The sequence below is a fragment of the Devosia subaequoris genome (assembly GCF_014197055.1).
Taxonomy (GTDB): domain Bacteria; phylum Pseudomonadota; class Alphaproteobacteria; order Rhizobiales; family Devosiaceae; genus Devosia; species Devosia subaequoris.
Map to the genome: position 1 here is coordinate 219,925 of NZ_JACIEW010000003.1, position 25,210 is coordinate 245,134.

The window sequence follows — 25,210 nt, forward strand, 5'->3', positions numbered from 1 at the left end:
TTTGCCTCTGCCCTTCTCCCTCTAGTCGCTGTCTATCCCATTCGCTATGGTCCGCCCGGACCGAACATAAGAGGGCGGCGTGTCGCAAGACTTCCTGGTGGGTGTGGATGTGGGAACCGGCAGCGCCCGGGCCGGTGTCTTCACGCGCGGTGGCCAGTTCCTTGGTCGGCACGAAGTGCCTATTCTCATGCGGCGCACCGACGCCAATTTCGCCGAGCATGACAGTGGTCAGATCTGGCAGGCCGTGTGTGAAGCAGTCCGCAAGGCCATGTCCATAGCGGGTGCAAGGCCCCAGGATGTCTCCGGAATCGCCTTTGACGCCACCTGCTCGCTGGTGGTGCGGGACGCTACCGGCGCCCCGGTAAGTGTTTCGCGTGATGGCGAAGACCGCTGGGACACCATTGTCTGGCTCGACCACCGGGCGCTTGACGAGGCCGACGAATGCACCCGCACCGGCCACGAGGTGCTGCACTATGCCGGTGGCGTCATGTCGCCGGAAATGGAAGTGCCCAAGCTGATGTGGCTCAAGCGGCATCTGCCACAAAGCTGGAACCGCGCCGGGCAGATGTTCGACCTCGCCGATTTCTTGTCCTGGCAAGCAACGGGCTCACTGGCTCGCTCGCAATCGACCCTCACCTGCAAATGGACCTATCTGGGGCACGAGGAAAGCAGCTGGCGGCAGGATTTTCTCGCCCGGGTCGGGCTTGAAGACCTGCTCGAAAAGGCGGCTCTGCCACAAAAAGCCAGCCCGGTAGGTGCCGATCTCGGACCGCTGACAGCCAAGACCGCAGAACAACTCGGCCTCACAACGACCTGCCGGGTCGGCGCCGGGCTGATAGATGCCCATGCCGGAGCCTTGGGTGTGCTTGGGGCCTTTACCGCCGATGTCGAGACCATCGACCGTCATCTGGCGCTGATTGCCGGAACCTCGAGCTGCGTCATGGCGCTTTCCGCCGAAGACCGGCCGACTACAGGCGTCTGGGGGCCCTATTTCGGGGCCGTCCTGCCCGGTGTCTGGCTCAACGAGGGTGGACAATCGGCCACTGGCGCCCTGCTTGACCACATCATCCAGTGGCACGGCGCGGGTGGAGAGCCGAGCCGCGACAAGCATCTGGCGATCTGCAACCGGGTGATGGAACTCCGAGAAAGCGAAGGGCTTGCCCTGGCAGATCGCCTTCACGTGTTGCCGGACTTTCACGGCAATCGCTCGCCCTTGGGCGATCCGTCCGCATTGGGCGTAATTTCCGGCCTGACGCTCGACAGCGACTTCGACAGTCTATGCCGGCTCTATTGGCGCACCTGCGTGTCCATCGCGCTCGGCGTGCGGCATATTCTCGATACGCTCAACACCAAGGGCTATGCCATCGACACGCTGCACATTACCGGCGGCCACACCCGCAACCCGCTGCTGATGGAGCTTTACGCCGATGCGACCGGCTGTACCGTGGTCGAGCCCTCGACGCCTGACGCTACCCTGCTCGGCATGGCGATGGTCGCTGCCAATGCTGCCGGGCTCTATTCAAGCCTCGATCAAGCGTGTCTGGCCATGCAGCAGGGGGGCACCGCCCGTGCGCCCAAGGCCGAAGCTCGGGCGCAATTCGACCGCGACTACCGCATTTTCCTTGCAATGCTCAAACAGCGCCAAGTCATCGACGCGCTCGACTAGCGCCGCCATTGGCGTTCGCTGATGCGCGGGGCGCATGCAGCGCCTATCCACGCTTCGCAATCCCCGGTAAGCTCTTTTCCGGGAAGCCAAAATCCGTGGCCTTAAAGCGAGCGACAGAAGCTGCATGTCGATCAAAGCCGCCATCTATCATCTGACCCACTACAAATATGACCGCCCGGTCACTTTGCAGCCGCAGGTCATTCGCCTGCAGCCGGCACCGCATTCCAAAACCAAGGTGCTCAGCCATTCCTTGCGGGTCAGCCCAAGCCTGCACTTCGTCAATGTGCAGCAGGACCCCTATGGCAATTTCCTGACGCGCTTTGTCTTTCCCGAGCCGGTGACCGAACTCAAGATCGAGGTCGATCTGGTCGCCGACATGACGGTCTATAATCCGTTCGACTTCTTCGTCGAGGAGAGCGGCGAGACCTGGCCATTCCAATATCCCGAGGATCTGCGCGACGATCTGACGATCTACATGAAGCCGGAACCGGCCGGGCCGCTACTGCAAAAGTTCCTTGATGGGCTCGACAAAAGCCCCAAGAACACCGTCACTTTCGTTACCAATCTGAACGCCCATCTGCAAAGCGTGGTGAACTATATCGTTCGCCTCGAACCCGGCGTCTGGACGCCCGAGGAAACGCTGGGCAATGGCAAGGGATCGTGCCGGGACTCGAGCTGGCTGCTGGTCAATATTCTGCGCCACCTGGGCCTCGCCGCGCGCTTCGTCTCCGGCTACCTGATCCAGCTCAAGCCTGACATTGTATCCCTCGATGGTCCGGCCGGCACCGACCATGATTTCACCGATCTGCATGCCTGGGCGGAAGTCTATCTGCCCGGCGCGGGCTGGATTGGTCTTGACCCCACTTCCGGCCTGCTGACCGGCGAAAGCCACGTGCCGCTGGCAGCAACGCCGCATTACCGCAATGCGGCGCCGATTTCCGGCTTTGCCTCTTTCGCCGAGGTCGACTTCGCCTTCGAGATGCGAGTGACCCGAATTGCCGAGCATCCACGCATCACCAAGCCGTTCTCCGACGAGAGCTGGGAGCGACTCAACGCCCTGGGCAAAAAGGTCGACGAAAAGCTCAATGAGCAGGACGTGCGCCTCACTATGGGCGGCGAACCGACCTTCGTGTCCATCGATGATTTCGAGGCCGGTGAGTGGAATGCCGACGCGGTCGGTCCCACCAAGCGGCGCCTGGCCGATCAGCTGATCCGCCGCCTGCGCCAGCGCTTTGCCCCCAATGGCATGCTGCACCATGGCCAGGGCAAGTGGTATCCGGGGGAAACCCTGCCGCGCTGGACCTTCTCGCTCTATTGGCGCGTCGACGGCAAGCCGGTATGGCAGGACGAAAAGCTGATCGCCCAGGAGGGCATCAAGACCGATGCCACCCATGCCGATGCACGAAAATTCCTCGACGCCTTCGCGCGCAATCTCGGCCTGACGGGCGAAACCATCGATGAGGCCTATGAAGACCCCGGCGAATGGCTGCTCAAGGAAGCCAACTTGCCCGAGAATGTCGATCCGGCCAATTCCGAACTGGCCGATCCCGAGGCCCGCTCGCGCATTGCCAAGGTATTCGAGCGGGGCCTGACCCATCCCACCGGCTATGTCCTGCCCGTGCAGCGCTGGAATGCCAAGGCCTCCAGCCCCTGGCTGACTGAAAAATGGAAAACCAGGCGCGGCAAGCTGTTCCTGGCGCCCGGCGACAGTCCGGCGGGCTATCGCCTGCCATTGAGTTCGCTCAAGCATTTGAAGCCGACCGACTACCCGCATGTGGTGCCCCTGGACCCGGGTGTGCCGCGCGGCCCCCTGCCTGACCCAGAGGCAATACTGGCGCGCCAGAAGACCGGGCTCGAAATCGATCCGCGCGCGCAGGCCGCTGCCGACTTCACCGCAGCGACTGAGCAACAGGACATCACCGAGCAGGTGATCAGCGAAATCGAGGGCGAGGTGCGCACCGCCGTCACCGCCGAAGTGCGCGAGCATCGCCTTTGCATCTTCCTGCCGCCGGTGGAGAAGCTGGAAGATTTTCTCGAGCTGATCGCAGCGGCTGAGGCAGCGGCAAAAGAAATCGGCCAGCCGGTCCATCTTGAAGGCTATGCTCCGCCGCAGGACCCAAGGCTCAACGTCATTCGCGTGGCACCCGACCCGGGTGTCATCGAGGTCAATATCCATCCCGCGTCAAGCTGGGACGATTGCGTGGCCACGACCGACGCCGTCTATGAGGAGGCACGCCAATGCCGCCTCGGCGCCGACAAGTTCATGATCGATGGCAAGCATGTCGGCACTGGTGGCGGCAATCATGTCGTCGTCGGCGGGGCGACACCCCATGACAGCCCCTTCCTGCGCCGGCCGGATCTGCTCAAATCGTTGGTGCTGCATTGGCAGCGGCACCCCTCGATGAGCTACCTGTTCTCCGGCATGTTTATCGGCCCGACCAGCCAGGCCCCGCGCCTGGATGAAGCACGCCACGACAGCTTGTATGAGCTCGAAATTGCCATGGCGCAGGTGCCGGCGCCAGGCGAAGGCACCCCGCCTCTGCCCTGGCTGACCGACCGCCTGTTCCGCAATCTGCTGGTCGATGTCACCGGCAACACCCACCGTGCCGAAATCTGCATCGACAAGCTCTATTCCCCCGATGGCCCGACCGGGCGGCTTGGGCTGGTGGAGTTCCGCGGTTTCGAAATGCCGCCCAATGCGCGCATGTCGCTCGCCCAGCAATTGCTGATCCGGGCCCTGATTGCCCGCTATTGGGACAAACCTCTGTCCGGCGACTTCACCCGCTGGGGCACCACCCTGCATGATCGTTTCATGCTTGGCAGTTTCGTATGGCAGGATTTCCTCGGCGTCCTCGAGGACCTACGCCAGCACGGGTTTGATTTCGAGCCCGAATGGTTCGCCGCCCAGCTCGAATTCCGCTTCCCCTTCTGCGGGGAAGTCGAAGTGGATGGGGTCAGGCTCGAACTGCGCCAGGCGCTCGAGCCTTGGCATGTGATGGGTGAACAAGGCGCGATCGGCGGCACAGTGCGCTTTGTTGATTCCTCGGTGGAGCGCCTGCAGGTGAGTCTCGAAGCCGCCAATTCCTCCCGCTACACGGTGACCTGCAACCAGCGTCCCATGCCGCTGCAACCCGCCGGCCCCAAGGGTGGCGCCGTGGCCGGGGTGCGCTTCAAGGCCTGGCAGCCCGCCTCGGGCATGCATCCGGCCATACCGGCGCACGCGCCGCTGGTGTTCGACATCTACGACAACTGGACCGGCCGGCCCATTGGCGGCTGCACCTATCACGTCGCTCATCCTGGCGGGCGCAACTACGAAACCTTCCCGGTCAATGGCAATGAAGCCGAGGCGCGGCGTCTTGCACGCTTCGTGCCGCACAATCACACACCGGGCGGCTACCAACTCACCCCGGAAAAGCCTGCGGACGAATTCCCGCTAACGCTTGACCTCAGGCGGCCGGCACGGTTCACGTAATGCCATGAGTTCGCGGAATCAGCAGACCCGCGGCAAGCCCCCAGCCGGCCCCAGCATCATTGCTGATTACCGCCTGTTGCCCGGCGTGCCGGACGAGATGATCGACCCGTCCGGCGCCATACGGCCCGGCTGGGATAAACTCATGGCGGCCTTCGATGCGCTGGGTCCCACCGAACTGGCGGCCCGGGTTGAACGCGCCGATCAGTACCTGCGCGATGCCGGCGTGTTTTACCGCAAATATGACGGCGCCGAGGGCAAGGAACGCGCCTGGCCGCTGGCCCACATCCCCCTGCTGATCGACGAGGCCGATTGGGTGCAGATATCGAGCGGGCTGACCCAGCGCGCCGAACTGCTCGAAGCCATCGTCGCCGATATCTATGGCAATAACACCCTGGTGCAGGAGGGCCTGCTGCCGCCCGAACTGATCGCGCAGAACGGCGAATTCCTGCGCCCCCTGGTCGGGACAAAACCGGTCAGCGGACATTATCTGCACTTTTGCGCCTTTGAATTGGGACGGGGCCCCGATGGGTCCTGGTGGGTACTGGGCGACAGAACGCAGGCCCCCTCGGGGGCCGGTTTCGCATTGGAAAACCGTGTGGCCACCACCCGCGCGCTGTCCGAAATCTACGCTTCGCTCAACATCAACCGGCTGGCCGGTTTCTTCCGCGGCTTCCGCGATGCGCTGTTCAATCAGGCTCAACGCGATGGCGGTCGCGTCGGCATTCTTACCCCCGGCCAGCTCAACGAAACCTATTTCGAACACGCCTATATTGCCCGCTATCTCGGGCTGATGCTGCTGGAAGGCGAGGATTTGGTGGTTGAGGACGGGCAAGTCATGGTGCGCACCGTGGCCGGGCTGAAACCGGTCAGCGTGCTTTGGCGGCGGCTCGATGCCAGCTTCGCCGATCCGCTTGAATTGCGCTATGACAGCCATATCGGCACGCCGGGCATGGTCGAGGCACTGCGCGCCGGCTCGATCTCGATGATCAATGCGCTCGGCACCGGCATTATGGAAACACGGGCGCTGGCCGCCTTCATGCCCCGCCTGTGCAAGCATCTGCTGGGCACCGGGCTGGAACTGCCCGAAATCGCTACCTGGTGGTGCGGCCAGGGCGCCGAGCGCGAATTCGTGCTCGACAATTTCGATAGCCTGATGATCGGCCCGGCTTTCTCAACCCAATTGCCCTTTGACGATCTGCGCGGCACCGCGCTGGGCGCCAGCATGACTGCCGAGCAAAAAGCCGATCTCAAGGCCCGCATCGCTAAGGACGGCGGCGCCTATGTCGGACAAGAGCCGGTGCGGCTGTCTACTGCGCCGGTCTATGTCGATGGCAAGCTCGAGCCGAGGCCCATTACCCTGCGCGTCTATGCTGCCCGCACTGAAGCCGGCTGGACCATTATGCCCGGCGGCTTTGCCCGCGTCGGCTCGACCACCGACACGTCGGCCCTGGCCATGCAACGCGGGGGTCAGGCGGCCGATGTGTGGGTGCTGTCGAGCAAACCTGTCGAGCAGGTCTCCCTGCTACCGCGCGAGGGCGAAAAGCTGGTGCGCAACGCCCCCGGCAATCTGCCCAGCCGCGCCGCGGACAATTTGATCTGGCTGGGGCGCTATGCGGAACGTTGCGAAGCCACAGTGCGCATTCTGCGCGCCTACAATGCCCGGCTGGCAGAACTTTCAAAACCGGATCTGCCGATCCTCACCCATTGCGCAGCCCTGCTCGAAACGCTTGATGTCGATGCAACCGAGGCAATGCCGCAAGGGCTGTTGTCCTCTATCGACAGTGCCGTGCATAGCGCCGGGCAAATTCGCGACCGGTTTTCGCCCGATGGCTGGCTGGCGCTGACCGATCTGCAAAAGACCGCGCAGCGCTTCGCCGCACGCATCGACACGGGCGACGACGCCACCCGCGCCATGACGGTGCTGTTGCGCAAGTTGGCTGGTTTCTCAGGTCTGGTGCACGAGAACATGTACCGCTTTGCCGGCTGGCGTTTTCTTGAACTGGGCCGGCGCCTGGAGCGGGCAATGCAGCTGGCGCGCATCACGGGCTGGCTGACAGCCCCCGAAGCCCCCGATGGATCGGTCGAAATGCTGCTCGAAATCGGCGACAGCGTAATGTCGCACCGTCGCCGCTATTCGGTAACGGCCGGAGCGCTGAGCGCCGTCGACCTGTTGGTGCTCGATCCGCTCAATCCACGCTCGGTGCTGTTCCAGCTCGCCGACTTGAGAGAACAGATCGAGGCCTTGCCTGGCGGTATCGACGATGAGCAGCTTTCGCCTGCCGCCAAGCTGGCGCTGGAGGTCCACACCGATCTGGTCATCGCCGAGGCCAGCAATTTGACGCCCGAGCGGCTCGACCGGCTTGCCGACGACCTCGGCATGTTATCCAGCCTGATCGCCGCAGCCTATTTCACCTAGTGGCAGGCAAGATGCTCTACGATATCCGCCTGGCCCTGGAATATGACTATGACGCCCCGGTGCATGGCGGCCGCCACCACATTCGCGTGACGCCAGCCAATGTGCCCGGCCTGCAGCGTGTCATCGCCTCGTCACTGGCAATCGAACCGGCGCCGGCGCGCCAGAACGGCTTTCTCGACTTCTTCGGCAATTCGGTGACCGCCATCACCATGACCGAGCCGCATGACAAGCTGACCATCCGCCTGACGGCGCGGGTTCAGATCGAGGATTTCTCCCCGCCGGCCGATTTCTCGCCGCCACTGGCGCAATTGTCTCGCGAGATCGGGCAATATTGGTCGGTGGCGTCCGCCAGCCCGCAGCACTTCCTGGCTGCCTCGTCCCGCGTGCAGATAGATTCCGCGATCACGGACTATACCCGCGCCGTGACAGCGAACGCGCCCACCACGTTGGCCGTTGCTACAGCTCTTTGCATGGCGATCCACAAGGATTTCGAATACGATCCCAAGGCGACCGATGTCGAAACCCGCCCTGCGGAGGCCTTCAATTTGCGCAAGGGCGTATGCCAGGATTTTGCCCATGTGATGATTGCAGGCCTGCGCGGTCTCGGCATTCCTGCAGGCTATGTCTCGGGCTTCCTGCGCACCAATCCACCGGAAGGACAGGCTCGCCTGGAAGGCGCTGATGCCATGCACGCCTGGGTACGTGCCTGGTGTGGCCAGCATCTGGGCTGGGTCGAATTCGACCCCACAAACGCCATGATTGCCGGCCCCGACCATATCTCGATCGGCCATGGGCGCGACTATTCCGACATCTCGCCCATTGTCGGCGTGCTGCGCACCCATGGCTCGCACGAGACCAAGCAGTCGGTGGACGTGCTGCGCGTCGAATAATCCGGAAACGGAACCAATATCGTCATCTCCTCGTTCTTTCGACACGCGGGCCGAGCGGCCCCGCCAGGAAGGTCCGGAAAACCGGACCGCAGGAGATGACGACGATGAACCAGTCCCAGTACCGAACCCATAATGGCCGCAGCCGGGTTATCGCAGCCACTTGGAGCGACGATCTTTACGATCATCAATCGCGCTTTACCAACGTGGCTCTGGCTCTTCTTCCGGCGTCGCTCATTCTGGCAACCGCCACCGCGCTACTGGTCGCCCTGCTCTAGGGTCGAGATAGGCGAGCCAGCCAACAACAGATCCCGGAGGGTTCAATGGGTACGATACTTCTAATCATTCTAGTTCTTCTGCTGATCGGCGCACTGCCGACCTGGGGATATTCGCGTGGCTTCGGCTACTTTCCCTCGGGAATCCTCGGCGTCATTCTGGTCGTAGTGCTGATCCTGGTTTTGATGGGTCGCATCTAGCCACCAAACCGAAGCCACCGCAAATACCCAAATGGGCACGCCAGGTCCCTCTGGTTTTCCTTCAAATGGAATGTGCCCGTCGCGGGTCGATGGTCGCCCCCCTTTCGATCCGCACCTTTTGTCCCGACAGCCCAATGGCTCGTCGGGACTTCTTTTTTGTTCGCTCACACCCTGGCCGGAACTACCGCTCCTCCCCGGCGTTGTTCAGACTTCACGATAGGAGCGTCAAATGGCAACCACTTCCGATATGGCCCCCTCTGGTCGCAAGGCCGGCAATGGCGGCGCGGCCGCCAAGGCTAAGACCGAAATCCGCGAGCAGGAACTTGAGGCACAGGTCGCCCAGCTTCAGGCCGACATCCGGGCGATTTCCGACACGCTGGGAAAGCTCACAGGCGAGAAGGTCGAGGGCGCGCGCGCACTGGCGACCAATGAGGTCAAGCAATTGCAGGCCCGCGGCCAGCACATGCTGGACGATGCGCAGGAGCAGGTAAGCCAGGCTGAAAAACAACTCAAGGATAGCATCCGCGAAAAGCCGCTGACGGCCGTGGCCGCGGCCGCCGGGATCGGCTTCGTCTTCGCCCTGCTCACCCGGCACTGATTATGGGTTTGATTTCGCCACTCGCTTCCCTACTGGGGCTCGAGGTCGAAGGTCTGGCGGCCAAAGCGAAGTCAGCTGTCCTGGTTTGGGGGCTGATTGGCGTTTTCTGCACTATCGCGATTGGGTTTTTGATCGCTGCAGGGTTCATGGTTCTTGCTGACCTGCTCGGACCGCTCATTGCTGCCCTTGTGCTGGCCGGCACTTTTCTGGTTCTGGCACTGGCGGTCTATGTCGGTTCGCTGATCGGGCGCAGTCATCGCCAGCGCGAGCTCGCCGAACGCCGCCGAGCCAAGGAAACGAGTACGTTTCTCACCACGGCCGCGCTCACAGCCCTGCCTTTGCTGACCAAATCCCCCATGCTGTTGCGGCTTGGATTGCCCGCGGCCGCCATTGCGGCCATCGCGCTGCTGCACAAGGACGGCGACAAGGACGAGAGCTGACGCGCAAGTGTCAGATCTCGTTCGAGCGCTCCACGTGGCCTGGACGGATCACCGGCAGTGCCTGAGCATGCAGTTTCAGAACCACCTCGGTTTCCAGATCGATCAGTTCCCCATCGACCACCGCATGGGTGCCCCGCTTGCGCTTGGGGAAATGCAGGACAATGCCGTTCACTTCGGTCTCGCTGACCGCAGGATTGGCCCGCCAGCGGCCGGTCATCACGTCAAACGCCAGATTGAGCAGTTCGCCGGTAGAGACGCTATGAGCGACATATACGCCCAAACGCCCGGAATTGAGGGATTCGGCGACCGGCACAGGACTGTCATCCAGCGGATTGTTGGATATGGCCACACCGGTGGCCGTCACCGTCCTGTCGCCCTTTTCGGTGTGCAGTTCCACATCGAAGCGGGGTGGATCGACTGCCGACGACAGAATTGCGCGCATGCTGGCCAGCATCTTGCCGACACGACTGCGATAGACCATGTTATTGCGGATGCGCACCAGTCGCGCATGAATGCCAACTCCAAACTGATGCACGAACGGCCGGCCATTGGCCGTGGCGATGTCGATGCGGTCGACCTCTCCGCGCGCGATGGCAGCCAAAGCGCGGTCCAACTCGAGCGGCATGCCCAAGGCACGCGCGAACAGGTTCATCGTGCCGGCCGGCAAAACGCCCAGAGGCTTGTTGCTCTTGAAGGCAATGCCTGCCGCCGCAGAAATCGTGCCATCGCCACCCCCCGCAACTACCGCCTCGACGGAGGGGTCACTCGCAGCGGCCTTGAGGGCCTCCTCCACATCCTCGCCCGCCACCATCGTGCACTCGAGCTCGTGCCCCTCGCGCGCGAACAGATCCTTCGCCAGGACACAGAGCTCGTCGAGATCCATGGTGCGCAGGGTCCCGCCGTCCTTGTTCAAAATGGCCCGGATTCTCAATTTGCGTCATCCTTTTTTGCCGTGCTGGCGCGGCCCAGTTCGGGAAGCCGGATTATGACTTCGAGCCCGCCGCCATCCACCGTCGCATAATGCGGCTCCCCGCCAAACTGCGCCGAGAGCTGTTTGACGATGACCGAGCCGAGCCCGGATTCTGTTGCATTCTCGCCCTCCGGCATGCCAACACCGTCGTCCTTGACGCAAAGCATCGGCACGTCTTCTTCATCACGCGCCATGGTGACGGTTATGGTGCCGCTGCGCGCGCCCGGAAAGGCGTACTTGAGCGCGTTGGTCACCAGTTCGCCGACCAGAATGCCCAGCGTGGTGGCATCGCGGGCACTCACTTCAATGGGCGACAACACGCCGCGCACCGCGATCCGACCGCCATCGGTTTGGGTTTCGGCAAGGTCTTCAAGCACGGCCGCGAGGAATTCATCGGCACGCGCGGTTTCAAGGTCATCGCCCAGGCGCAGGCGGCGATGGGCCGAGGCCACCGCATGGACCCGCAGCCGCGCCGCTTCGAGCGCTGTGCGGACGTCGTCCGACTCCGCGCGCATCACTTGCAGCGCCAAAAGCGAAGAGACCGTGGCCAGCGAATTGCCGATGCGATGATTGGTGTCCTGCAACAGCGCTTCCACCCGCTGGCGTTCGCGCTCGGCATGAGCCCGCGCTTCCTCGATATCCCTGGTGCGCTCGGCCACTTCTTCTTCCAATGCCTCGTTCTGGCTCAACAGCCCGCGATGGCGCTGGGCCAAGGCGCTGACCTGCTTTTGGGTGCGCATCAACAAGGCATAGGCCAGGATCGCCGCCGCAGTGAGCGCGGCAATCAATGCCGCGACCAGGCCCGTTCGAGTCTGGTCGATCTGCTGGTTGCGATCAGCCAGCTTGGTATCTTCCTCGGCGATGAACTCTTCCAAGGTCGCGCTGACCCCGGCCATCAACCGCGCGCCCATGCCGGTCTCGGTCAGGGTCTGGGCCTCTTCATTACGCCGTGTCGCAACCAGCTCCACGGTGCGATCCATTTCCGCCATCTTGCTTGAAATGTCGCCGGTAATGCTGGCCACGCGGTCGCTTTGTCCGCGATCATCCGTTGTCATTTCCATCAGGGCGACGACACGACGATCCAGGCTAGAGACAGCCTCCCGATAGGGCTGGAGGAACTGCGGATCGGCCGTCAGCAAAAAACCGCGCTGGCTGGCCTCGGCCTGGCTCAGCGCATGGGCCAACTCGCGCGCGGCATTGCGCACCGCATAGGTCTTGTTGATGTCGTTGAGCTGCCGGTCGAAACCTTGCATGAGCATCAGCGCCGCAACCGCAGCCAGACAGACCAGGCCGAGCGAAACCCACACCGCCAGGCGCCGTGTGCCGCGCCGAACAAGATGCGGTTCCTCGACGCTTTTGAGGCGGTCAACCAAGACGCTCATCTCCTGCTCCTGCGCCGGGTGCGGCCGCTATGCCGAGCAATGCTTTCCAGCGATGGCAGCAATGAGGCCGACACGGCTAAATCAGCGGACGGATTGGCTCACCCAGACCTTCCCACCCAGCCAGCTGCGCCAGTTCGGTCGCATAGAGCAATTCGCAACTCCGCCCAAGCCAGCGGATCTGACCCCGCGGAGCGGGATAGCAGTGATTGGCCTGAGTGCTAACAAGCTTGTGTCGCAAGGCGTGCCGGAACTTCCCGGCACCCCTATTTTGCTCAAGCCATTACCTGACGCGGTCCTGATCGAGGCCGTACGAGGTCCGTCTCGCTCAGAAGCCGTGATTACCTGATGTCACCTGCGCGGAAACGGCATCCGGACCGTAATCGGACTCCCCGCTCACCTTGAGCAATTCCGTCAGCCGCGTGCGGGCACGGCTGACCCGGCTCTTCATAGTGCCCACGGCGCATTCGCAGATCGACGCAGCTTCTTCATAGGAAAAGCCGGAAGCGCCAATCAGAATAATGGCTTCGCGCTGGTCGTCGGGAAGCTCGGACAGCGCTGCCTTGAAGTCTTCGAGATCCATCGAGCCATATTGTGATGGATGCACCGAAAGACGCTCGGTGAAGGCCCCATCAGTATCCTGCACTTCGCGTCCACGCTTGCGCATCTGGCTGTAGAATTCGTTGCGCAGGATGGTGAACAGCCACGCCTTGATATTGGTGCCCATTTCGAAGCTGGACTGCTTGGCCCAGGCTTTCATGACCGTGTCCTGCACCAGATCATCGGCCTTGTCATGCTTTCCGGTCAGCGATACCGCAAAGGCGCGCAGACTTGGCAAGGTCGCCAGCATTTCCCGTTTGAAGGACGTTCCTTCGGCACTCATGCCGTTACTCTCCCCCGCGATTGGAAGACTTGTCGCTTTGAGCCTGTTCGGCGCTGTCTAGCTTTTCGAGCAGATCAAGAAGCTGGTCGGGGACGCCCTCGTCCTGAACCGCTCCATAGAGAGCGCGCAGACGCGACCCGATGTCCGAAGTCGGACCGAGTCCATCTTCCGCCCGCTCCGCCTGCATGCGCACACGTTGCTGCGTCACCAAATTATCCTTCTTCATTCCGAATATGACCGTTAGTCTTCATCTCTCGCGCGGTATCGATGCCCAAATGCCATGAGGGCCACAAAAGTTCCGTCTCGCTGGAACTTTTCTCGACAGCACACGTTTTGAGCCATCGTTGAGTGCAATACAACAAGCGTCACCCGGGAGTTTTCGTCTATGTCCTTGTCCACGCGGATCGCACCGCACCTGCCCTACCTGCGGCGCTTTTCTCGCGCCGTTACCGGTTCGCAGACCTCAGGCGACGCCTATGTCGCCGCCACACTTGAAGCACTGATTGCCGATATCTCCCTGTTCCCCGAAGCTAGCACCGACCGCATCGCGCTCTACAAGCTGTTCTCAGCATTGTTTTCCTCCTCGGCGGTGAAAGTGCCCGAGCCAGCCTCAAGCTTTGCCTGGGAACAGCGCGCTGCGGCCAATTTGGCCAATCTGGCGCCCTTGCCCCGCCAGGCGTTCCTGCTGGTAGCGGTAGAAGGCTTCACCCACCCGCAGGCAGCGGAAATCCTCTCCACAAGCGAGGATGAATTTGCCGAACTGCTCGACCGGGCGTCTACCGACATTTCCCGTCAGGTGGCGACCGAGATTATGATCATCGAAGACGAGCCGCTGATCGCCATGGATATCGAGCAGATGGTGCAGAGCCTCGGCCACAAGGTGGTCAGCATTGCCCGGACGCACAAGGAAGCGGTGAGCCTGTTCGCGCAGACCCAGCCCCGCATGATCCTGGCTGACATCCAGCTTGCTGATGGCAGCTCGGGCATCGATGCGGTCAACGACATCCTCAATACCCACTCTGTACCGGTTATTTTCATCACCGCCTTCCCTGAGCGGCTGCTGACCGGCGAGCGTCCGGAACCGACCTTCCTGGTCACCAAGCCATTCAACCCCGACATGGTGAAGGCTCTGATCAGCCAGGCACTGTTCTTTGATGAAGGCTCCCGCGCCGCAGCTTGATTGAAGCTGAATTGTTGAAAAAGGCCGGCGCGATCCGGCCTTTTTCTTTGCGTCCGGAACTTGCTGTAAAGAGCAGCGTTGTTAGTGCAAGTATCAAAACATGGAGTTTCCCATGCTGTATTATGCACTGGTGTTTCTGGTCATCGCGCTGATCGCTGGCGTACTGGGCTTTGGTGGCATTGCCGGCGCGTCGGCTGGTATCGCGCAGATTCTGTTCTTCCTCTTCCTGGCCTTCCTCGTGATCTCTCTGGTCATTGGGCTGTTTCGCAGGGGCACATAGCTCCGAGGCGTAATGCCCATCGAAAGCGGTGCCGCCCGGGCGCCGCTTTTTATTTACGGCTCGGGAAACCAGCTTTCGATCTGCCCTGTCGCCCAATAGACGGTCAACCCGATCCATTCGCGCATGGCGGTCGAGGCAATGGTGAGATTGCCCCCAGGGTCGGCCAGATCAAGGCCGAACTGCTCAGTGCCGGTGCTGCGAAAGTCCGTTGGCCAGGGCAGAACCTGAACCCCTTGAGCACGAAACAGGCCGACTGAGCGTGGCATGTGAAAGGCCGACGTCACCAGCGCAATTGTCTCGCCGTCTTCTGTGAGCAACTCGCGGGTGAAGCGGGCATTTTCGATCGTATTGCGCGAATCCGGCTCAAGCACCAGACGGTCGCTGTCGATCCCCAGCCCCACAAAGAAGCGGCGCGCTGTTTCCGCCTCGCTTTCACCCCGGCCGCCCAGCACACCACCACCGCCGGACAGGACGATACGCGCCGCCGGAAAGCGCTGCGCCAGCCACAATGTTGTCGACAATCTCTCTGCGGCATCGTTCATCGCCACGGTCTGCCGGGCCCCGCTGACACTGGACACCGTCGCACCGCCGAGCATCACGATGGCATCGACCCGTGCCGGCACCGCTGGCACCGCAAACCGGTCTTCCAGCGGCCGGATCAGGATTCCACCGATATTGGTCAGGCTAACGAGGCCGAGCAATAATACGGCCAGCCCCAGCGATGTCAGGGCAAGCCGGCGGCGCCCAAGTGCAACCAGGCCGCCCGCCACCAGCATCAGCAAAAGCGCGACGCTGATCGGCTGCGCCACCAGCCAGAATAGCTTCGAGACAACAAAGAACATGCCCACTCCACCCTGCACGGTACGGGCAAAACCCGCTTTTTCGCTTGCTATCTCACTGGCTTCTGGTTTTCTACCAGACGGTCAAGATTGCCAATCGAATAATAAGGCAGTCGCCAGTCAGGAAGCGCCCGGGAACGGGCCAATGGTGAGCATGAAGCAGGCAGCGCCCGCAAAAGCGGAGCCATCGCCGGTCGTCGAACTGCGCGAACTTCACAAGTCCTTCGGAGCCCTGGAAGTGCTCAAGGGCATTTCCTTTACCGCGCGCGAAGGACAGGTCGTCTCCCTTATCGGGTCTTCCGGATCAGGCAAATCCACGCTGCTGCGCTGCATCAACATGCTTGAGATCCCCGATAGCGGGGATGTGCTGATCGACGGCGAAGCCATCGTGCTCAAGGGCAATGGCCAGGGTCGCAGCATTGGCGACGAACACCAGATCCGCCGCATCCGCTCCGAACTGGGCATGGTCTTCCAGTCCTTCAACCTTTGGGCGCACATGACCATTCTCGAAAACGTCATGGAAGCGCCGCTGGTGGTGCAGAAGCGCGCTCGGCCCGAGGTCGAAGACGAGGCACGCGCCATGCTCGACAAGGTAGGGATCGGCGCAAAGGCCGATGCCTATCCCGCCCAGCTCTCCGGCGGCCAACAGCAGCGCGCCGCCATCGCCCGGGCCCTCTGCATCAATCCGCGCGTCATGCTGTTTGACGAGCCCACCTCTGCCCTCGACCCCGAACTGGAAGTCGAAGTGCTGCGCGTGATCAAGCTGCTGGCCGACGAGGGCCGGACCATGGTGTTGGTCACACACGACATGGATTTCGCCCGCTCGGTGTCCGACCGGGTGATCTTTCTGCATCAGGGACTGATCGAAGAGGAAGGTGCGCCCGATCAAGTGTTCGGCGCTACCAAATCGGTTCGTCTCAAACAATTTCTCAATGCGGCCAGCCACGACTGACCTGCATGGAAAACGACCCGGAAAACCGGGCGCAACGACGACACGAAACGCAAACGGAGAAACGAGAATGAAAAAGACGATGTTGGCAGCGGCCGCCGTTCTGGCCTTGGCAACCCCCGCCCTCGCCCAGGACACTGTCCGTATCGCCACTGAAGGCGCCTATGCGCCTTGGAACTTCCTCAACGATGCCGGCGAGCCGGCCGGCTTCGAGATCGATCTGGGCAATGCAATCTGCGAAACCGCAGAGCTGAACTGTGAGTGGGTCATCAATGATTGGGATTCCATCATCCCGAACCTGCTGGCCGGCAACTACGACCTGATCATGGCCGGCATGTCGATCACCGATGAACGTCTCGAAACCATCGATTTCTCGGACAACTATTTCCCACCCGATCCGTCCAAGTTCGTCGCCGCTGCCGGTGCCAACCTTGACTTCTCCGATCTCTCCGGCGCCCGCGTCGGCGTGCAGGGTGGCACCATCCAGGCCGGCTATGCCGAGGAAAACCTGGGCGGCGCCAACACCATCGTTACCTTCTCAACCGCTGACCAGGCCATGGCCGATCTGGCCGCCGGCAATCTCGACACCATCCTGGCCGACGGTGCCTATCTTGAGCCCGTCGTAACCGCCTCGAACGGCGCGCTGGAATTCGTGGGTGAAGACGTGATGATCGGCGGCGGCGTGGGCGCCGGTGTGCGCAAGGAAGACGCTGAGCTCAAGGCGACCGTTGACGAGACCCTGGCCACGCTCAAGGCCGATGGCACCGTGGATGCGCTGATCGCCCGGTGGTTCGACGGCATGGGTCCGTTCTTCGCTGAATAAGCCGATCCGGCTCCAGAACCTGTCCCTCCCGGCCTCGAGAGGGACATCAACCGCGGATTGTGCGGCATGACCGAAGACCTCACCTTCTGGCTCGGCTACATCACCAATGGCAAGCATCTGACCTGGTACGCAAGCTTCCAGTTCACGATCTATGCTGGCCTGTTGGGCGGCGTCCTTGCCGTCATATTCGGCCTGACCGGCGCGACGCTGAAAAATTCGCGCTTCTTCATGCTGCGCCTGATTGGCTCGACCTATTCATCCATCGTGCGCGGCGTGCCCGATGTGCTGTTCTTCCTGTTCTTCCCCCTGGCCTTCGAACAGGGCGTGGAATGGCTGGTGTCCACCCAGGTCTGTTCACCCGAGGCCATCGCTGCACAGACGGCCCCATGGCCACCCTGCCGCGAAGCCAACTGGTTCCTTGGCACGACAGAATATCTCCTGCTGGCGAGCGTGTCGCTGGGGCTCGTCTACGGCGCCTTTGCCACCAATGTTATCCATGGCGCCATGCGGGCGGTTCCGGCTGGTCAGCTTGAGGCAGCCCGCGCTTATGGCATGAGCACCACTCAGGTGCTCTGGCGCGTGCATATCCGCCAGATGTGGGTCTATGCCCTGCCCGGCCTCTCCAATGTCTGGATGCTGATCGTCAAGGCGACCTCGCTGCTTTCTCTGCTGCAGATCGCCGATATCGTACTCTGGGCCGACCGGCTCGGCGCGCCCAATTTCCTGCCCACTGTGGGCCTGGTTCATGACGACTGGCGCTGGCGTTATTACCTCGTGCTGTTCGTTTTTTATATCCTGGTCACCTGGCTGTCCGAACGCGCCTTCGAATACCTCATGCGACGTACCGGACGCGGCATTCTCTCGGAGGTGCCGGCCTGATGGAAGCGTTCTTGGACGATCTGGCCATCATGGCCCCGGCGGTGCTGTTCAATATCTATTTCGCGGTCGCCTCGATCCCGCTGGGCTTTGTGCTCGCGATTTTCCTGGCGCTCGGGAAGGCGTCTGACAACCAGCTGATCAACGCCCTGTCGCGCGGCTATATCTATGCCTTTCGCGGTTCGCCGCTCTTCATCCAGTTCTTCATGTTCTATTCGCTGGCGCTTTCGCTCAACCTGACGGTCTGGCGACCACTCGGCATCTCCGGCTTCGTGCTGCATCCCCTGGTCATCGGGCCGCTGGTACTGGTGCTCAACACTTCGGCCTATACGGCCGAAATCTTCTATGGCGCACTGCGCGCGGTGCCCCGCGGCGCCGTCGAGGCAGCCAGAGCCTATGGTATGAGCCGATCCCAGCAGTTCCGCCGCGTGGTCTGGCCTAACCTCATCCGACTGGCCTGGCCGGCTTATACCAATGAGGTGGTGTTCCTGTTTCACGCCACGGCCATTGTCTATTTTGCGCTGCCTGTGGTCGGTGCGCAGGCCGACCTGATGACCACGGCAAAGACGCTGTTCGAGCGCGATTTCAATGCATTCCTGCATTTCTCGGTCGCCGCGCTCTATTTCCTTGCGGTCTCCCTGGTGGTGTTCTTTGTGTTCGGTCTGATCTATCAGCGGCTGATGCGCCATCTGCCAGCCCAACCGGGCCTGCGCTTTGCGCCCAAATGGATGCGCTGAGACAAGGAACGAGCATGAAAGTCATCGCCGATCTTTGCATTGTCCCAATGGGCGTAGGCCCTTCGGTATCCGCCTATATCAAAGAGGTCCGCGAGGTGTTGGCGGCGACCGGCCTTTCCCACGACATGCATGCAAATGGCACCAATATCGAAGGCGAAATGGCAGACGTCAGCGCTGCGGTGGAGGCCTGTTGCGCGCGCCTGCACGAGCTCGGCGTCGAGCGCATCTTCTGCACCATGCATTTCTCCACCCGCATCGACAAACCCCAGACCATGGCCGACAAGCTCGCCCGTCTCGCCTGAAGAACGCAGCATGACCTTCAAACAGCATCAGCAGCGGTTGACCGGCGATGCGCCGGGCCATTCGACCACTCTCTATTGGTACTCCGCCGGACCAGAAACGGCCGAAACTAAGATTTATCTACAAGCGGCGCTCCATGCCGACGAACAGCCCGGCACCATGGCGTTGCACCACCTGTTGCCCATGCTGCGCGATGCTGACGCTGCCGGCACGCTCAAGGCACGCTTCGTGGTGTTTCCCTCGGTCAATCCGCTGGGCCTGGCCACCCGTGTTCTGCGCCGCCATATCGGCCGCTACGACCTCACAACCGGCGTCAATTTCAATCGCCGCTGGCCTGATCTTTATCCGCTGGTCGCCGAGGCTGTCGCCGGCAAACTCGGTGATGATCCTAAAGCAAACCTGCGAATCATACGGAAGGCCGTCGGCGACTGGATCGACCGGCAGCAACCGGCAACTGCCGCCCAGCAGCTGCGCCTGCTGACCCTCAAGGCGGCCCATGATGCCGATATCGTGCTCGATCTGCATTGCGACGATGAGAGCCTGAAACACATCTTCACCTCTCCCGACCTGATGCCGGGCCTGCAGGATCTGGCCGACCGCATGCAGGTGGCCGCAACGCTGACCGCCGAAGACAGCGGCGGCGGGTCCTTCGATGAGGTGCTGCCCAGCCTTTATCGCAAGGCCCAGCGGGCTACCCCCGACGTTGCAATCCCGATGGGTGCCGAAACCGCAACACTGGAATATCGCGGCCAGGCCGATACCCATGACGAGCTGGGTCGCGCAGACGCACAGGGCCTGTTCGACTTCTTTTCTGGTCGCGGTCTGATTGACATGACACCGCCTCCAGTCGACCCGGCGCCCCATCCAACCTCGCTGGAGGCCACCGAAATGCTGCGTGCCGACCGTCCCGGCCTCCTGGCCTATCGCGTGGCACTGGGGGACAAGGTAAAGAAAGGCGATGTCGTTGCCGATATCATCGCCATGGACGGGCCGGAGGCCTTCCTCGCCCGCACCCCGCTGCGGGCTGGCACGGATGGGTTCATTCTCTCCCGCGCCAGCGCAAAATATGTCGTGGCAGGATCCTCGGTGGCCAAGATCGTGGGCAGCGAAGTTCTGCCCACGCGCGCTGGTGGCTACCTGCTGGAGGACTGACGCTAGCTACGCGCCAGTCCCCATTGTGCATGGTCGAGCGCAGTCATCACGCCGCGTAGTTCGGCCAGGCCCTTCATGCGCCCAATGGTGGGGTAGCCCGGTTGCGAGCGGCGGCCGAGATCATCGAGTATGTCCTGCCCGTGGTCAGGTCGCATCGGGATTTCCCAGTCCTTGCGGCCTTCAGCCTGGCGTCGCCGTTCTTCCTTGAGGATGGCCGCAATCAGCGCCACCATGTCGGTGTCACCGGCCAGATGCTCGGCTTCGAAGAAGGAGCCGACAATGTCGTCATTGTCGCGCTTGACGTTGCGCAGATGCAGGAAGTGCACCTTGGGACCGAAGCGCTCCATCATGCCGGGCAGATCATTATCGGGTCGCGCACCGAGCGACCCGGAACACAGCGTCATCCCATTGGCAGGGCTGTCGACGGCTTCGAGAATGTACTTGTAGTCTTCCTCGGTCGACATGATGCGCGGCAGGCCCAATAGCGCAAATGGCGGATCGTCGGGGTGGCAGCAGAGCCTAAGGCCCAACTCTTCGGCCACGGGCACCACCTCCTCAAGGAAATCGATGAAGTGCACCCGCAATTGCTCGCGGCTGATGGTGCCATATTCATCCAAATGCGCCTGCACATCCTCGAGGGACATGGACTCGGTGGAGCCGGGAAGCCCCATGGTCACATTGCGCCCGAGTTGCTTTTGCTCATCTTCGCTCATGGCTTCGAAGCGTCGCGCTGCCTCGTCGGCAATGGCGTTGGTGAAGTCAGTAGCTGCGCCGGGACGCTTGAGGATGTGGATGTCGAACGCGGCGAAGTCATTGATGTCGAAGCGCATGCAGGAGCCGCCATTGGGCACCGTCCAGCGCAGATCCGTGCGGGTCCAATCCAGTACCGGCATGAAATTGTAGCAAATTGTCTCGATGCCGCTATCGGCCAGATGCTTCATCGATATCTTGTAGTTAGCGATGTGCTCCCGCCATTCGCCCTTCTGCTTCTTGATGTCCTCGGTGACCGGCAGGCTTTCGACGACATCCCAGGTCAGCCCTGATGCCGAGCCACCCTTCCGGGTGGCGATCTCCTTATGGCGTTTGGCGATCTCCTCGGGCGACCACACCACGCCATTGGGGACATGGTGCAAGGCGCTTACGACACCAGCCGCGCCGACCTGAGTAACATCGTCAATACTGGTCAGGTCCTTGGGGCCGAACCACCGCCACGTCTGTCGCAAGTCAGAATTCCTTTCTTGTATGGAAGTTTAATGCCATATTCAGCGCACCGCCGAAAGCCTCAATCATTGGCCAGCGCCAGCAGTGTCTCGACATGGCATGGTGTCCCTGCCCTGCACCAGCAGGCCAGATTCTTACCGCCGAGCGCGGCGCGGATTTCGGCTTGTGGAGGTCGGGGCCGATCCGCCTCGATCTCTCCGCCCAACCAGCGCGCATGGCGCGCTACCGCCTCGGCCTGCGCCGCCTCCTTGCCCAGCCCGGTTTCCGCCATCACGCCGGCAATGGTGAACGGGTTACCCCACAGACCGGGGCGCGCCACGGATTGGGCGGGCAGGCCATTGAGCGCCTGCGATACGGCCTGCAGATCGAAACCCGCCTTGCGGGATAGGACGATGCGTGCTGGCTTCATCTGCGCATATTCCGGTCGAAGACAAATCTGGGCATTTCCCATTTCAACACCAGCGCCAGAACACGTAGCGTGAAGCCGATGGCAATAGCAATCAGCACCATCAGATCCCCCGGCATGCCGTTGGTCAGCCCGAGAAAGTAAATCACCCCGGTAATCAGCGACACGGTTGCATAAAGCTCGCCCTGAAAGATTAGGGGAATGTCGTTGCACAACACATCGCGCAGCACGCCGCCGGCCGTTCCGGTCACCATGCCCGCGACAATGACGATGATGGGATGCACGCCCGCCTCGATGCCGATATTGCAGCCGATCACCGTGAACACCACCAGCCCCAATGCGTCGAGCAGCAGGAACGGCCACTTCAGCCGGTCCACTAGCTGCGCCAGCGGAATTGTCGCCAGTGCCGCGCCACACACCAGCAGCAGCACATAGGGGTTCTTGACCCAAACCAGGGGATAATGATCGAGCAGGATGTCGCGCATGGTGCCGCCGCCCAACGCCGTAACGCAGGCAATCAGGCACACGCCGAACCAGTCCATATTGCGTCGCCCGGCCGCCAGTGCGGCAGTCATCGCCTCCACGGTGATGGCGACATAGAAGGCGATGAGCAGCATGGCACGGGTCTCCAGAATCGTCGAAACCGGGTTGTCCGGACAACGTTACGCCATCACCATCTGCCCGTCGCCCGCTTCGGAAACAACCCCCATGCGCCAGCCCCGCACCGTCCGCGCCCTCGAAGAATTCGGCAGAACGCGTCTCTCGCAAAGTTTCTTCATGCGCGATTTTCTCTATTCCGAGATCGCCGCCATCAATGGTCTTCCGAACTTGCCCGACGACCCCGACCTCGCCATCGCTGCCGGCGAGCGGCTGTGCGAAGAGTTGCTCGAACCGCTGCAATCCCGGTTCGGCCGCATCTCGGTGCGCTCGGCCTATCGTTCCTCCGGAGTGAACGCGTTCGGCAACGCCAACAAGCTCAACTGCGCGATCAATGAGAAGAACTTTGCCGGCCACATCTGGGACCGGCGCGACGCCGGGGGCCACATGGGCGCCACCGCCTGCATAATCGTCAACCGCTTCATTTCCTATTATCAGCGTAGCGGTGACTGGGAGGCATTGGCTTGGTGGGTACACGATAAGCTGCCCTACTCCAATATGGAGTTCTTTCCCAAGTTCGCGGCCTTCAACCTACAATGGCACGAGGTCCCGACCCGCAGCATTCATAGCTTCATCCCACCCCGCCGCGGCTGCCTGACCAAACCGGGCATGGCCAATTGGGATGGGCGGCATGAGGACGCTTATGCGGCGATGCTCGAGGAGATCGGCTAGACGAAGTCTTGCCGCATCGGCGTGAACACATCGACCAGCCGCCCCTTTTCTAGGGCAACGACGCCATGGACGAGGCCGGATGGCACGATGAAGCTGCCTCCCTGGCCAACCACCTCGGTCTTACCATCGATGGTTACCTCGAAGCTGCCTTCGGCAACATAGCTGACCTGGATATGCGGATGGCTGTGCGGCGCGCCGACCGCCCCTTTGTCGAAGCCGAATTCGACCTGCATCAACTCCGGCGTATGAATCAGCACCCTGCGGGTATTGCCGGGCGCCAGCTCGGTCCAGCCGGTGGCTTCAGGCTGCGCAAATAGCTTCTGTTCAGTCATCTCATTACCTCGCGAGCCAGCCGCCATCGACTGGAATGACGGCGCCGTGCATGTAGTTGGAAGCGGGCGCCAGCAGGAAAACTGCCGCATCGCCAATGTCGGATGGCACACCCCACCGCCCCGCCGGAATGCGTCCGAGTATGGCAGCGGACCGGTCCGGATCGTTGCGCAGCGCCTCGGTATTGTTGGTTTCAATGTAACCGGGCGCCACCGCGTTCACATTGATGCCCTTGCTCGCCCACTCATTGGCCAGCAGACGTGTAATCCCCAACACCCCGCTCTTGGACGCGGTGTAGCTCGCCACCCGAATGCCACCCTGAAAGCTCAGCATGGAGGCAATATTGACGATGCGCGCCTCGCGCTCTGCCGCGATAGCCTTGCGCCCCAGGGACTGGCTGAGAAAGAACATCGTCTTGAGATTGATATCCATCACCGCGTCCCAGTCGCCCTCGGTGAAATCCACAGCATCGACGCGCTTGATGATGCCGGCATTGTTGACCAACCCGTCTATGGGACCATGCTTGTCCCAGACCGCCTCGAACATGGCCTGGGCATCGCTGGTTGACCCAAGATCGGACTGCACGGCTACCAGTTCTGCGCCAATGGAGGCCATCAGTTCTGCGGTCTCGTCCATGGTCGACCGGCCAACACCAATGACCCGCCCGCCGGCCCGGCCGATGGACAGGGCGATGCCTTGACCGATGCCGGTATTGGCGCCGGTGACCATCACGGTCTTGCCGGTCAAAGAAAAGGCACTGAGACTCATCAGCGCAGATCCTCCATCGCCACCTTCTCCACATCTGTATAGTCGACATTGTCGCCAGCCATGGCCCAGATGAAGGTGTAGGCGCCGGTACCGGCGCCGCAATGGATCGACCAGGGCGGAGACAGGATTGCCTGTTCGTTGCGCACGATCAGGTGTCGGCTTTCGTCCGGCTCACCCATCAGATGCACCACAAAGGCGTCGGGTTTGAGATCGACATAGAGATAGGCTTCCATGCGCCGGTCATGCACATGGGCAGGCATGGTGTTCCACACCGAGCCCGGCGCAAACTGGGTCAATCCGACCACGAGTTGGCAGGTTTTGACGCTGTCGGCATTCACATACTGGAAAATCGAGCGTTCATTGGCGGTCTCGTTGCTGCCTAGGTCGAGCCGCTTGGCGCCCGATTTTTGCAACAGAGTCGTGGGATAGCTGGCATGGGCCGGGGCGCTCAGGAGATAGAACTTGGCACCCTCGCCGGCAAAACGCACATCCTTGGCACCCATGCCGATATAGAGCATGTCGCGCGGTCCCACTGCATGATCGGTGCCATCGACCGAGATCGTGCCGGCCTCCCCGATATTGACAGCGACCAATTCACGCCGGTCGAGGAAATTGGCTGTGCCGGTCGGCTTGATCGCTTCCAGCGCCAGCGCACCACCATTGGGCAAGGCCCCGCCAACCGCCATGCGGTCGTAATGGGTATAGGTCCAGCGCACCTCGCCAGCGGCAAACAGATCGTCGATCAGGAAATTCTCGCGCAGTTCATCGGTCCCCATGGCTGCTGCCGTGGATGGATCGATGGCAAAGCGAATGTCGAAATCGGTGCTCATGGT

The 25,210-nt window shown here is 61.8% G+C and carries 28 protein-coding genes; 17 read left to right on the forward strand and 11 right to left on the reverse strand.

Features of this window, described 5'->3' with window-relative positions; translation table 11 throughout:
• Positions 1-79: 79 nt before the first annotated feature.
• The 8 genes from GGR20_RS07855 to GGR20_RS07890 all read left to right on the forward strand — a co-directional run bounded on the left by GGR20_RS07855 (position 80) and on the right by GGR20_RS07890 (position 9,955).
• On the forward strand, positions 80-1,666 hold the full coding sequence (locus GGR20_RS07855) for an FGGY family pentulose kinase (RefSeq protein WP_183310700.1): 1,587 nt from the start codon (positions 80-82) through the stop codon (positions 1,664-1,666).
• Positions 1,667-1,790: 124 nt separating this feature from the next.
• Positions 1,791-5,138: a transglutaminase family protein gene (locus tag GGR20_RS07860; RefSeq protein WP_183310701.1), complete on the forward strand. Its 3,348-nt coding sequence runs from the start codon at positions 1,791-1,793 to the stop codon at positions 5,136-5,138.
• A 4-nt stretch (positions 5,139-5,142) separates the two neighbouring features.
• Positions 5,143-7,554 carry a circularly permuted type 2 ATP-grasp protein gene (locus GGR20_RS07865; RefSeq protein WP_183310702.1) on the forward strand — a complete coding sequence of 804 codons (2,412 nt, stop codon included), beginning with the start codon at positions 5,143-5,145 and terminating at the stop codon, positions 7,552-7,554.
• 11 nt (positions 7,555-7,565) lie between these two features.
• Positions 7,566-8,444: a transglutaminase family protein gene (locus tag GGR20_RS07870; RefSeq protein ID WP_183310703.1), complete on the forward strand. Its 879-nt coding sequence runs from the start codon at positions 7,566-7,568 to the stop codon at positions 8,442-8,444.
• A gap of 104 nt (positions 8,445-8,548) precedes the next feature.
• Positions 8,549-8,719, forward strand: coding sequence for a hypothetical protein (locus GGR20_RS07875; protein WP_183310704.1), 171 nt, complete (start codon positions 8,549-8,551; stop codon positions 8,717-8,719).
• 45 nt (positions 8,720-8,764) lie between these two features.
• Complete coding sequence (locus tag GGR20_RS07880) at positions 8,765-8,917, forward strand: DUF3309 family protein (RefSeq protein WP_183310705.1); 153 nt, start codon at positions 8,765-8,767, stop codon at positions 8,915-8,917.
• 229 nt (positions 8,918-9,146) lie between these two features.
• The gene (locus GGR20_RS07885) at positions 9,147-9,515 is read left to right on the forward strand and encodes an ElaB/YgaM/YqjD family protein (protein WP_183310706.1); all 369 of its coding nucleotides are present in this window, start codon (positions 9,147-9,149) and stop codon (positions 9,513-9,515) included.
• Positions 9,516-9,661: 146 nt separating this feature from the next.
• On the forward strand, positions 9,662-9,955 hold the full coding sequence (locus GGR20_RS07890) for a hypothetical protein (protein ID WP_183310707.1): 294 nt from the start codon (positions 9,662-9,664) through the stop codon (positions 9,953-9,955).
• Positions 9,956-9,965: 10 nt separating this feature from the next.
• On the opposite strand, the gene GGR20_RS07895 is transcribed toward GGR20_RS07890, so the two are convergent.
• The 4 genes from GGR20_RS07895 to GGR20_RS07910 all read right to left on the reverse strand — a co-directional run bounded on the left by GGR20_RS07895 (position 9,966) and on the right by GGR20_RS07910 (position 13,395).
• Positions 9,966-10,886 carry a diacylglycerol/lipid kinase family protein gene (locus GGR20_RS07895; protein WP_183310708.1) on the reverse strand — a complete coding sequence of 307 codons (921 nt, stop codon included), beginning with the start codon at positions 10,884-10,886 and terminating at the stop codon, positions 9,966-9,968.
• Positions 10,883-12,307, reverse strand: coding sequence for a sensor histidine kinase (locus GGR20_RS07900; protein ID WP_183310709.1), 1,425 nt, complete (start codon positions 12,305-12,307; stop codon positions 10,883-10,885). The genes GGR20_RS07895 and GGR20_RS07900 overlap by 4 nt, the downstream gene beginning before the upstream one ends.
• A gap of 325 nt (positions 12,308-12,632) precedes the next feature.
• Positions 12,633-13,187, reverse strand: coding sequence for an RNA polymerase sigma factor (locus GGR20_RS07905; RefSeq protein ID WP_183310710.1), 555 nt, complete (start codon positions 13,185-13,187; stop codon positions 12,633-12,635).
• Between the two features lie 4 nt (positions 13,188-13,191).
• Positions 13,192-13,395 (reverse strand): NepR family anti-sigma factor, encoded by a 204-nt coding sequence (locus GGR20_RS07910; RefSeq protein WP_420827435.1) that lies wholly within the window; start codon positions 13,393-13,395, stop codon positions 13,192-13,194.
• Positions 13,396-13,572: 177 nt separating this feature from the next.
• Between GGR20_RS07910 and GGR20_RS07915 the strand changes: the two genes are divergently transcribed.
• The gene (locus tag GGR20_RS07915; RefSeq protein WP_183310712.1) at positions 13,573-14,367 is read left to right on the forward strand and encodes a response regulator; all 795 of its coding nucleotides are present in this window, start codon (positions 13,573-13,575) and stop codon (positions 14,365-14,367) included.
• A gap of 112 nt (positions 14,368-14,479) precedes the next feature.
• Positions 14,480-14,647 (forward strand): DUF1328 domain-containing protein, encoded by a 168-nt coding sequence (locus GGR20_RS07920; RefSeq protein WP_183310713.1) that lies wholly within the window; start codon positions 14,480-14,482, stop codon positions 14,645-14,647.
• A gap of 53 nt (positions 14,648-14,700) precedes the next feature.
• Here GGR20_RS07920 and GGR20_RS07925 read toward each other — a convergent pair whose 3' ends face one another.
• A complete protein-coding gene (locus GGR20_RS07925; protein WP_183310714.1) occupies positions 14,701-15,489 on the reverse strand; it encodes a YdcF family protein in 789 nt (262 codons plus the stop codon).
• Between the two features lie 151 nt (positions 15,490-15,640).
• Here GGR20_RS07925 and GGR20_RS07930 point away from each other — a divergent pair, with 151 nt between their 5' ends.
• From GGR20_RS07930 to GGR20_RS07955, 6 genes are all read left to right on the forward strand, one after another.
• On the forward strand, positions 15,641-16,438 hold the full coding sequence (locus GGR20_RS07930; RefSeq protein WP_183310859.1) for an ABC transporter ATP-binding protein: 798 nt from the start codon (positions 15,641-15,643) through the stop codon (positions 16,436-16,438).
• 67 nt (positions 16,439-16,505) lie between these two features.
• Positions 16,506-17,258, forward strand: coding sequence for a transporter substrate-binding domain-containing protein (locus GGR20_RS07935; protein ID WP_183310715.1), 753 nt, complete (start codon positions 16,506-16,508; stop codon positions 17,256-17,258).
• A 66-nt stretch (positions 17,259-17,324) separates the two neighbouring features.
• Positions 17,325-18,137 carry an ABC transporter permease subunit gene (locus tag GGR20_RS07940; RefSeq protein ID WP_183310716.1) on the forward strand — a complete coding sequence of 271 codons (813 nt, stop codon included), beginning with the start codon at positions 17,325-17,327 and terminating at the stop codon, positions 18,135-18,137.
• The gene (locus GGR20_RS07945; RefSeq protein ID WP_183310717.1) at positions 18,137-18,871 is read left to right on the forward strand and encodes an ABC transporter permease subunit; all 735 of its coding nucleotides are present in this window, start codon (positions 18,137-18,139) and stop codon (positions 18,869-18,871) included. The genes GGR20_RS07940 and GGR20_RS07945 overlap by 1 nt, the downstream gene beginning before the upstream one ends.
• A gap of 14 nt (positions 18,872-18,885) precedes the next feature.
• Positions 18,886-19,173 carry an MTH1187 family thiamine-binding protein gene (locus GGR20_RS07950; RefSeq protein WP_183310718.1) on the forward strand — a complete coding sequence of 96 codons (288 nt, stop codon included), beginning with the start codon at positions 18,886-18,888 and terminating at the stop codon, positions 19,171-19,173.
• 10 nt (positions 19,174-19,183) lie between these two features.
• Positions 19,184-20,323 carry a succinylglutamate desuccinylase/aspartoacylase family protein gene (locus tag GGR20_RS07955; protein ID WP_183310719.1) on the forward strand — a complete coding sequence of 380 codons (1,140 nt, stop codon included), beginning with the start codon at positions 19,184-19,186 and terminating at the stop codon, positions 20,321-20,323.
• A 2-nt stretch (positions 20,324-20,325) separates the two neighbouring features.
• On the opposite strand, the gene uxuA is transcribed toward GGR20_RS07955, so the two are convergent.
• From uxuA to GGR20_RS07970, 3 genes are read right to left on the reverse strand one after another with little or no spacing between them, the layout of a single operon-like run.
• The gene (gene uxuA, locus GGR20_RS07960; RefSeq protein WP_183310720.1) at positions 20,326-21,546 is read right to left on the reverse strand and encodes a mannonate dehydratase; all 1,221 of its coding nucleotides are present in this window, start codon (positions 21,544-21,546) and stop codon (positions 20,326-20,328) included.
• 59 nt (positions 21,547-21,605) lie between these two features.
• The gene (locus GGR20_RS07965; RefSeq protein WP_183310721.1) at positions 21,606-21,953 is read right to left on the reverse strand and encodes a DUF4326 domain-containing protein; all 348 of its coding nucleotides are present in this window, start codon (positions 21,951-21,953) and stop codon (positions 21,606-21,608) included.
• Positions 21,950-22,567: a trimeric intracellular cation channel family protein gene (locus GGR20_RS07970; protein ID WP_183310722.1), complete on the reverse strand. Its 618-nt coding sequence runs from the start codon at positions 22,565-22,567 to the stop codon at positions 21,950-21,952. Before GGR20_RS07970 ends, GGR20_RS07965 begins: the two co-directional genes overlap by 4 nt.
• 91 nt (positions 22,568-22,658) lie before the next feature.
• On the opposite strand from GGR20_RS07970, the gene GGR20_RS07975 reads away from it, so the two are divergent.
• Complete coding sequence (locus GGR20_RS07975) at positions 22,659-23,279, forward strand: hypothetical protein (RefSeq protein ID WP_183310860.1); 621 nt, start codon at positions 22,659-22,661, stop codon at positions 23,277-23,279.
• On the opposite strand, the gene GGR20_RS07980 is transcribed toward GGR20_RS07975, so the two are convergent.
• Genes GGR20_RS07980 through kduI form a run of 3 tightly spaced genes read right to left on the reverse strand, consistent with a single transcriptional unit; the run spans position 23,276 to position 25,207 of the window.
• Positions 23,276-23,611, reverse strand: coding sequence for a cupin domain-containing protein (locus GGR20_RS07980; protein ID WP_183310723.1), 336 nt, complete (start codon positions 23,609-23,611; stop codon positions 23,276-23,278). The genes GGR20_RS07975 and GGR20_RS07980 overlap by 4 nt on opposite strands.
• Positions 23,612-23,615: 4 nt before the next feature.
• Positions 23,616-24,377, reverse strand: coding sequence for a 2-dehydro-3-deoxy-D-gluconate 5-dehydrogenase KduD (gene kduD / locus GGR20_RS07985; RefSeq protein WP_183310724.1), 762 nt, complete (start codon positions 24,375-24,377; stop codon positions 23,616-23,618).
• Entirely contained in the window at positions 24,377-25,207 is an 831-nt protein-coding gene (kduI, locus tag GGR20_RS07990) for a 5-dehydro-4-deoxy-D-glucuronate isomerase (protein WP_183310725.1), read from the reverse strand. Before kduI ends, kduD begins: the two co-directional genes overlap by 1 nt.
• Between the last annotated feature and the right edge of the window lie 3 nt (positions 25,208-25,210).

Excerpts from the sequence above, each read along its gene's own strand:
- GGR20_RS07930 (WP_183310859.1), top strand. The coding sequence starts at position 15,641 with ATGAAGCAGGCAGCGCCCGCAAAAGCGGAGCCATCGCCGGTCGTCGAA.
- GGR20_RS07890 (WP_183310707.1), top strand. The coding sequence starts at position 9,662 with ATGGTTCTTGCTGACCTGCTCGGACCGCTCATTGCTGCCCTTGTGCTG.
- GGR20_RS07935 (WP_183310715.1), top strand. The coding sequence starts at position 16,506 with ATGAAAAAGACGATGTTGGCAGCGGCCGCCGTTCTGGCCTTGGCAACC.
- GGR20_RS07905 (WP_183310710.1), bottom strand. The coding sequence starts at position 13,187 with ATGAGTGCCGAAGGAACGTCCTTCAAACGGGAAATGCTGGCGACCTTG.
- GGR20_RS07880 (WP_183310705.1), top strand. The coding sequence starts at position 8,765 with ATGGGTACGATACTTCTAATCATTCTAGTTCTTCTGCTGATCGGCGCA.
- GGR20_RS07950 (WP_183310718.1), top strand. The coding sequence starts at position 18,886 with ATGAAAGTCATCGCCGATCTTTGCATTGTCCCAATGGGCGTAGGCCCT.
- GGR20_RS07925 (WP_183310714.1), bottom strand. The coding sequence starts at position 15,489 with ATGTTCTTTGTTGTCTCGAAGCTATTCTGGCTGGTGGCGCAGCCGATC.
- GGR20_RS07865 (WP_183310702.1), top strand. The coding sequence starts at position 5,143 with ATGAGTTCGCGGAATCAGCAGACCCGCGGCAAGCCCCCAGCCGGCCCC.
- kduD (WP_183310724.1), bottom strand. The coding sequence starts at position 24,377 with ATGAGTCTCAGTGCCTTTTCTTTGACCGGCAAGACCGTGATGGTCACC.
- GGR20_RS07975 (WP_183310860.1), top strand. The coding sequence starts at position 22,659 with ATGCGCCAGCCCCGCACCGTCCGCGCCCTCGAAGAATTCGGCAGAACG.
- GGR20_RS07915 (WP_183310712.1), top strand. The coding sequence starts at position 13,573 with ATGTCCTTGTCCACGCGGATCGCACCGCACCTGCCCTACCTGCGGCGC.
- GGR20_RS07885 (WP_183310706.1), top strand. The coding sequence starts at position 9,147 with ATGGCAACCACTTCCGATATGGCCCCCTCTGGTCGCAAGGCCGGCAAT.
- GGR20_RS07965 (WP_183310721.1), bottom strand. The coding sequence starts at position 21,953 with ATGAAGCCAGCACGCATCGTCCTATCCCGCAAGGCGGGTTTCGATCTG.
- GGR20_RS07870 (WP_183310703.1), top strand. The coding sequence starts at position 7,566 with ATGCTCTACGATATCCGCCTGGCCCTGGAATATGACTATGACGCCCCG.
- GGR20_RS07875 (WP_183310704.1), top strand. The coding sequence starts at position 8,549 with ATGAACCAGTCCCAGTACCGAACCCATAATGGCCGCAGCCGGGTTATC.
- GGR20_RS07955 (WP_183310719.1), top strand. The coding sequence starts at position 19,184 with ATGACCTTCAAACAGCATCAGCAGCGGTTGACCGGCGATGCGCCGGGC.
- GGR20_RS07970 (WP_183310722.1), bottom strand. The coding sequence starts at position 22,567 with ATGCTGCTCATCGCCTTCTATGTCGCCATCACCGTGGAGGCGATGACT.
- GGR20_RS07920 (WP_183310713.1), top strand. The coding sequence starts at position 14,480 with ATGCTGTATTATGCACTGGTGTTTCTGGTCATCGCGCTGATCGCTGGC.
- GGR20_RS07900 (WP_183310709.1), bottom strand. The coding sequence starts at position 12,307 with ATGAGCGTCTTGGTTGACCGCCTCAAAAGCGTCGAGGAACCGCATCTT.
- GGR20_RS07980 (WP_183310723.1), bottom strand. The coding sequence starts at position 23,611 with ATGACTGAACAGAAGCTATTTGCGCAGCCTGAAGCCACCGGCTGGACC.
- GGR20_RS07860 (WP_183310701.1), top strand. The coding sequence starts at position 1,791 with ATGTCGATCAAAGCCGCCATCTATCATCTGACCCACTACAAATATGAC.
- kduI (WP_183310725.1), bottom strand. The coding sequence starts at position 25,207 with ATGAGCACCGATTTCGACATTCGCTTTGCCATCGATCCATCCACGGCA.
- GGR20_RS07945 (WP_183310717.1), top strand. The coding sequence starts at position 18,137 with ATGGAAGCGTTCTTGGACGATCTGGCCATCATGGCCCCGGCGGTGCTG.
- GGR20_RS07940 (WP_183310716.1), top strand. The coding sequence starts at position 17,325 with ATGACCGAAGACCTCACCTTCTGGCTCGGCTACATCACCAATGGCAAG.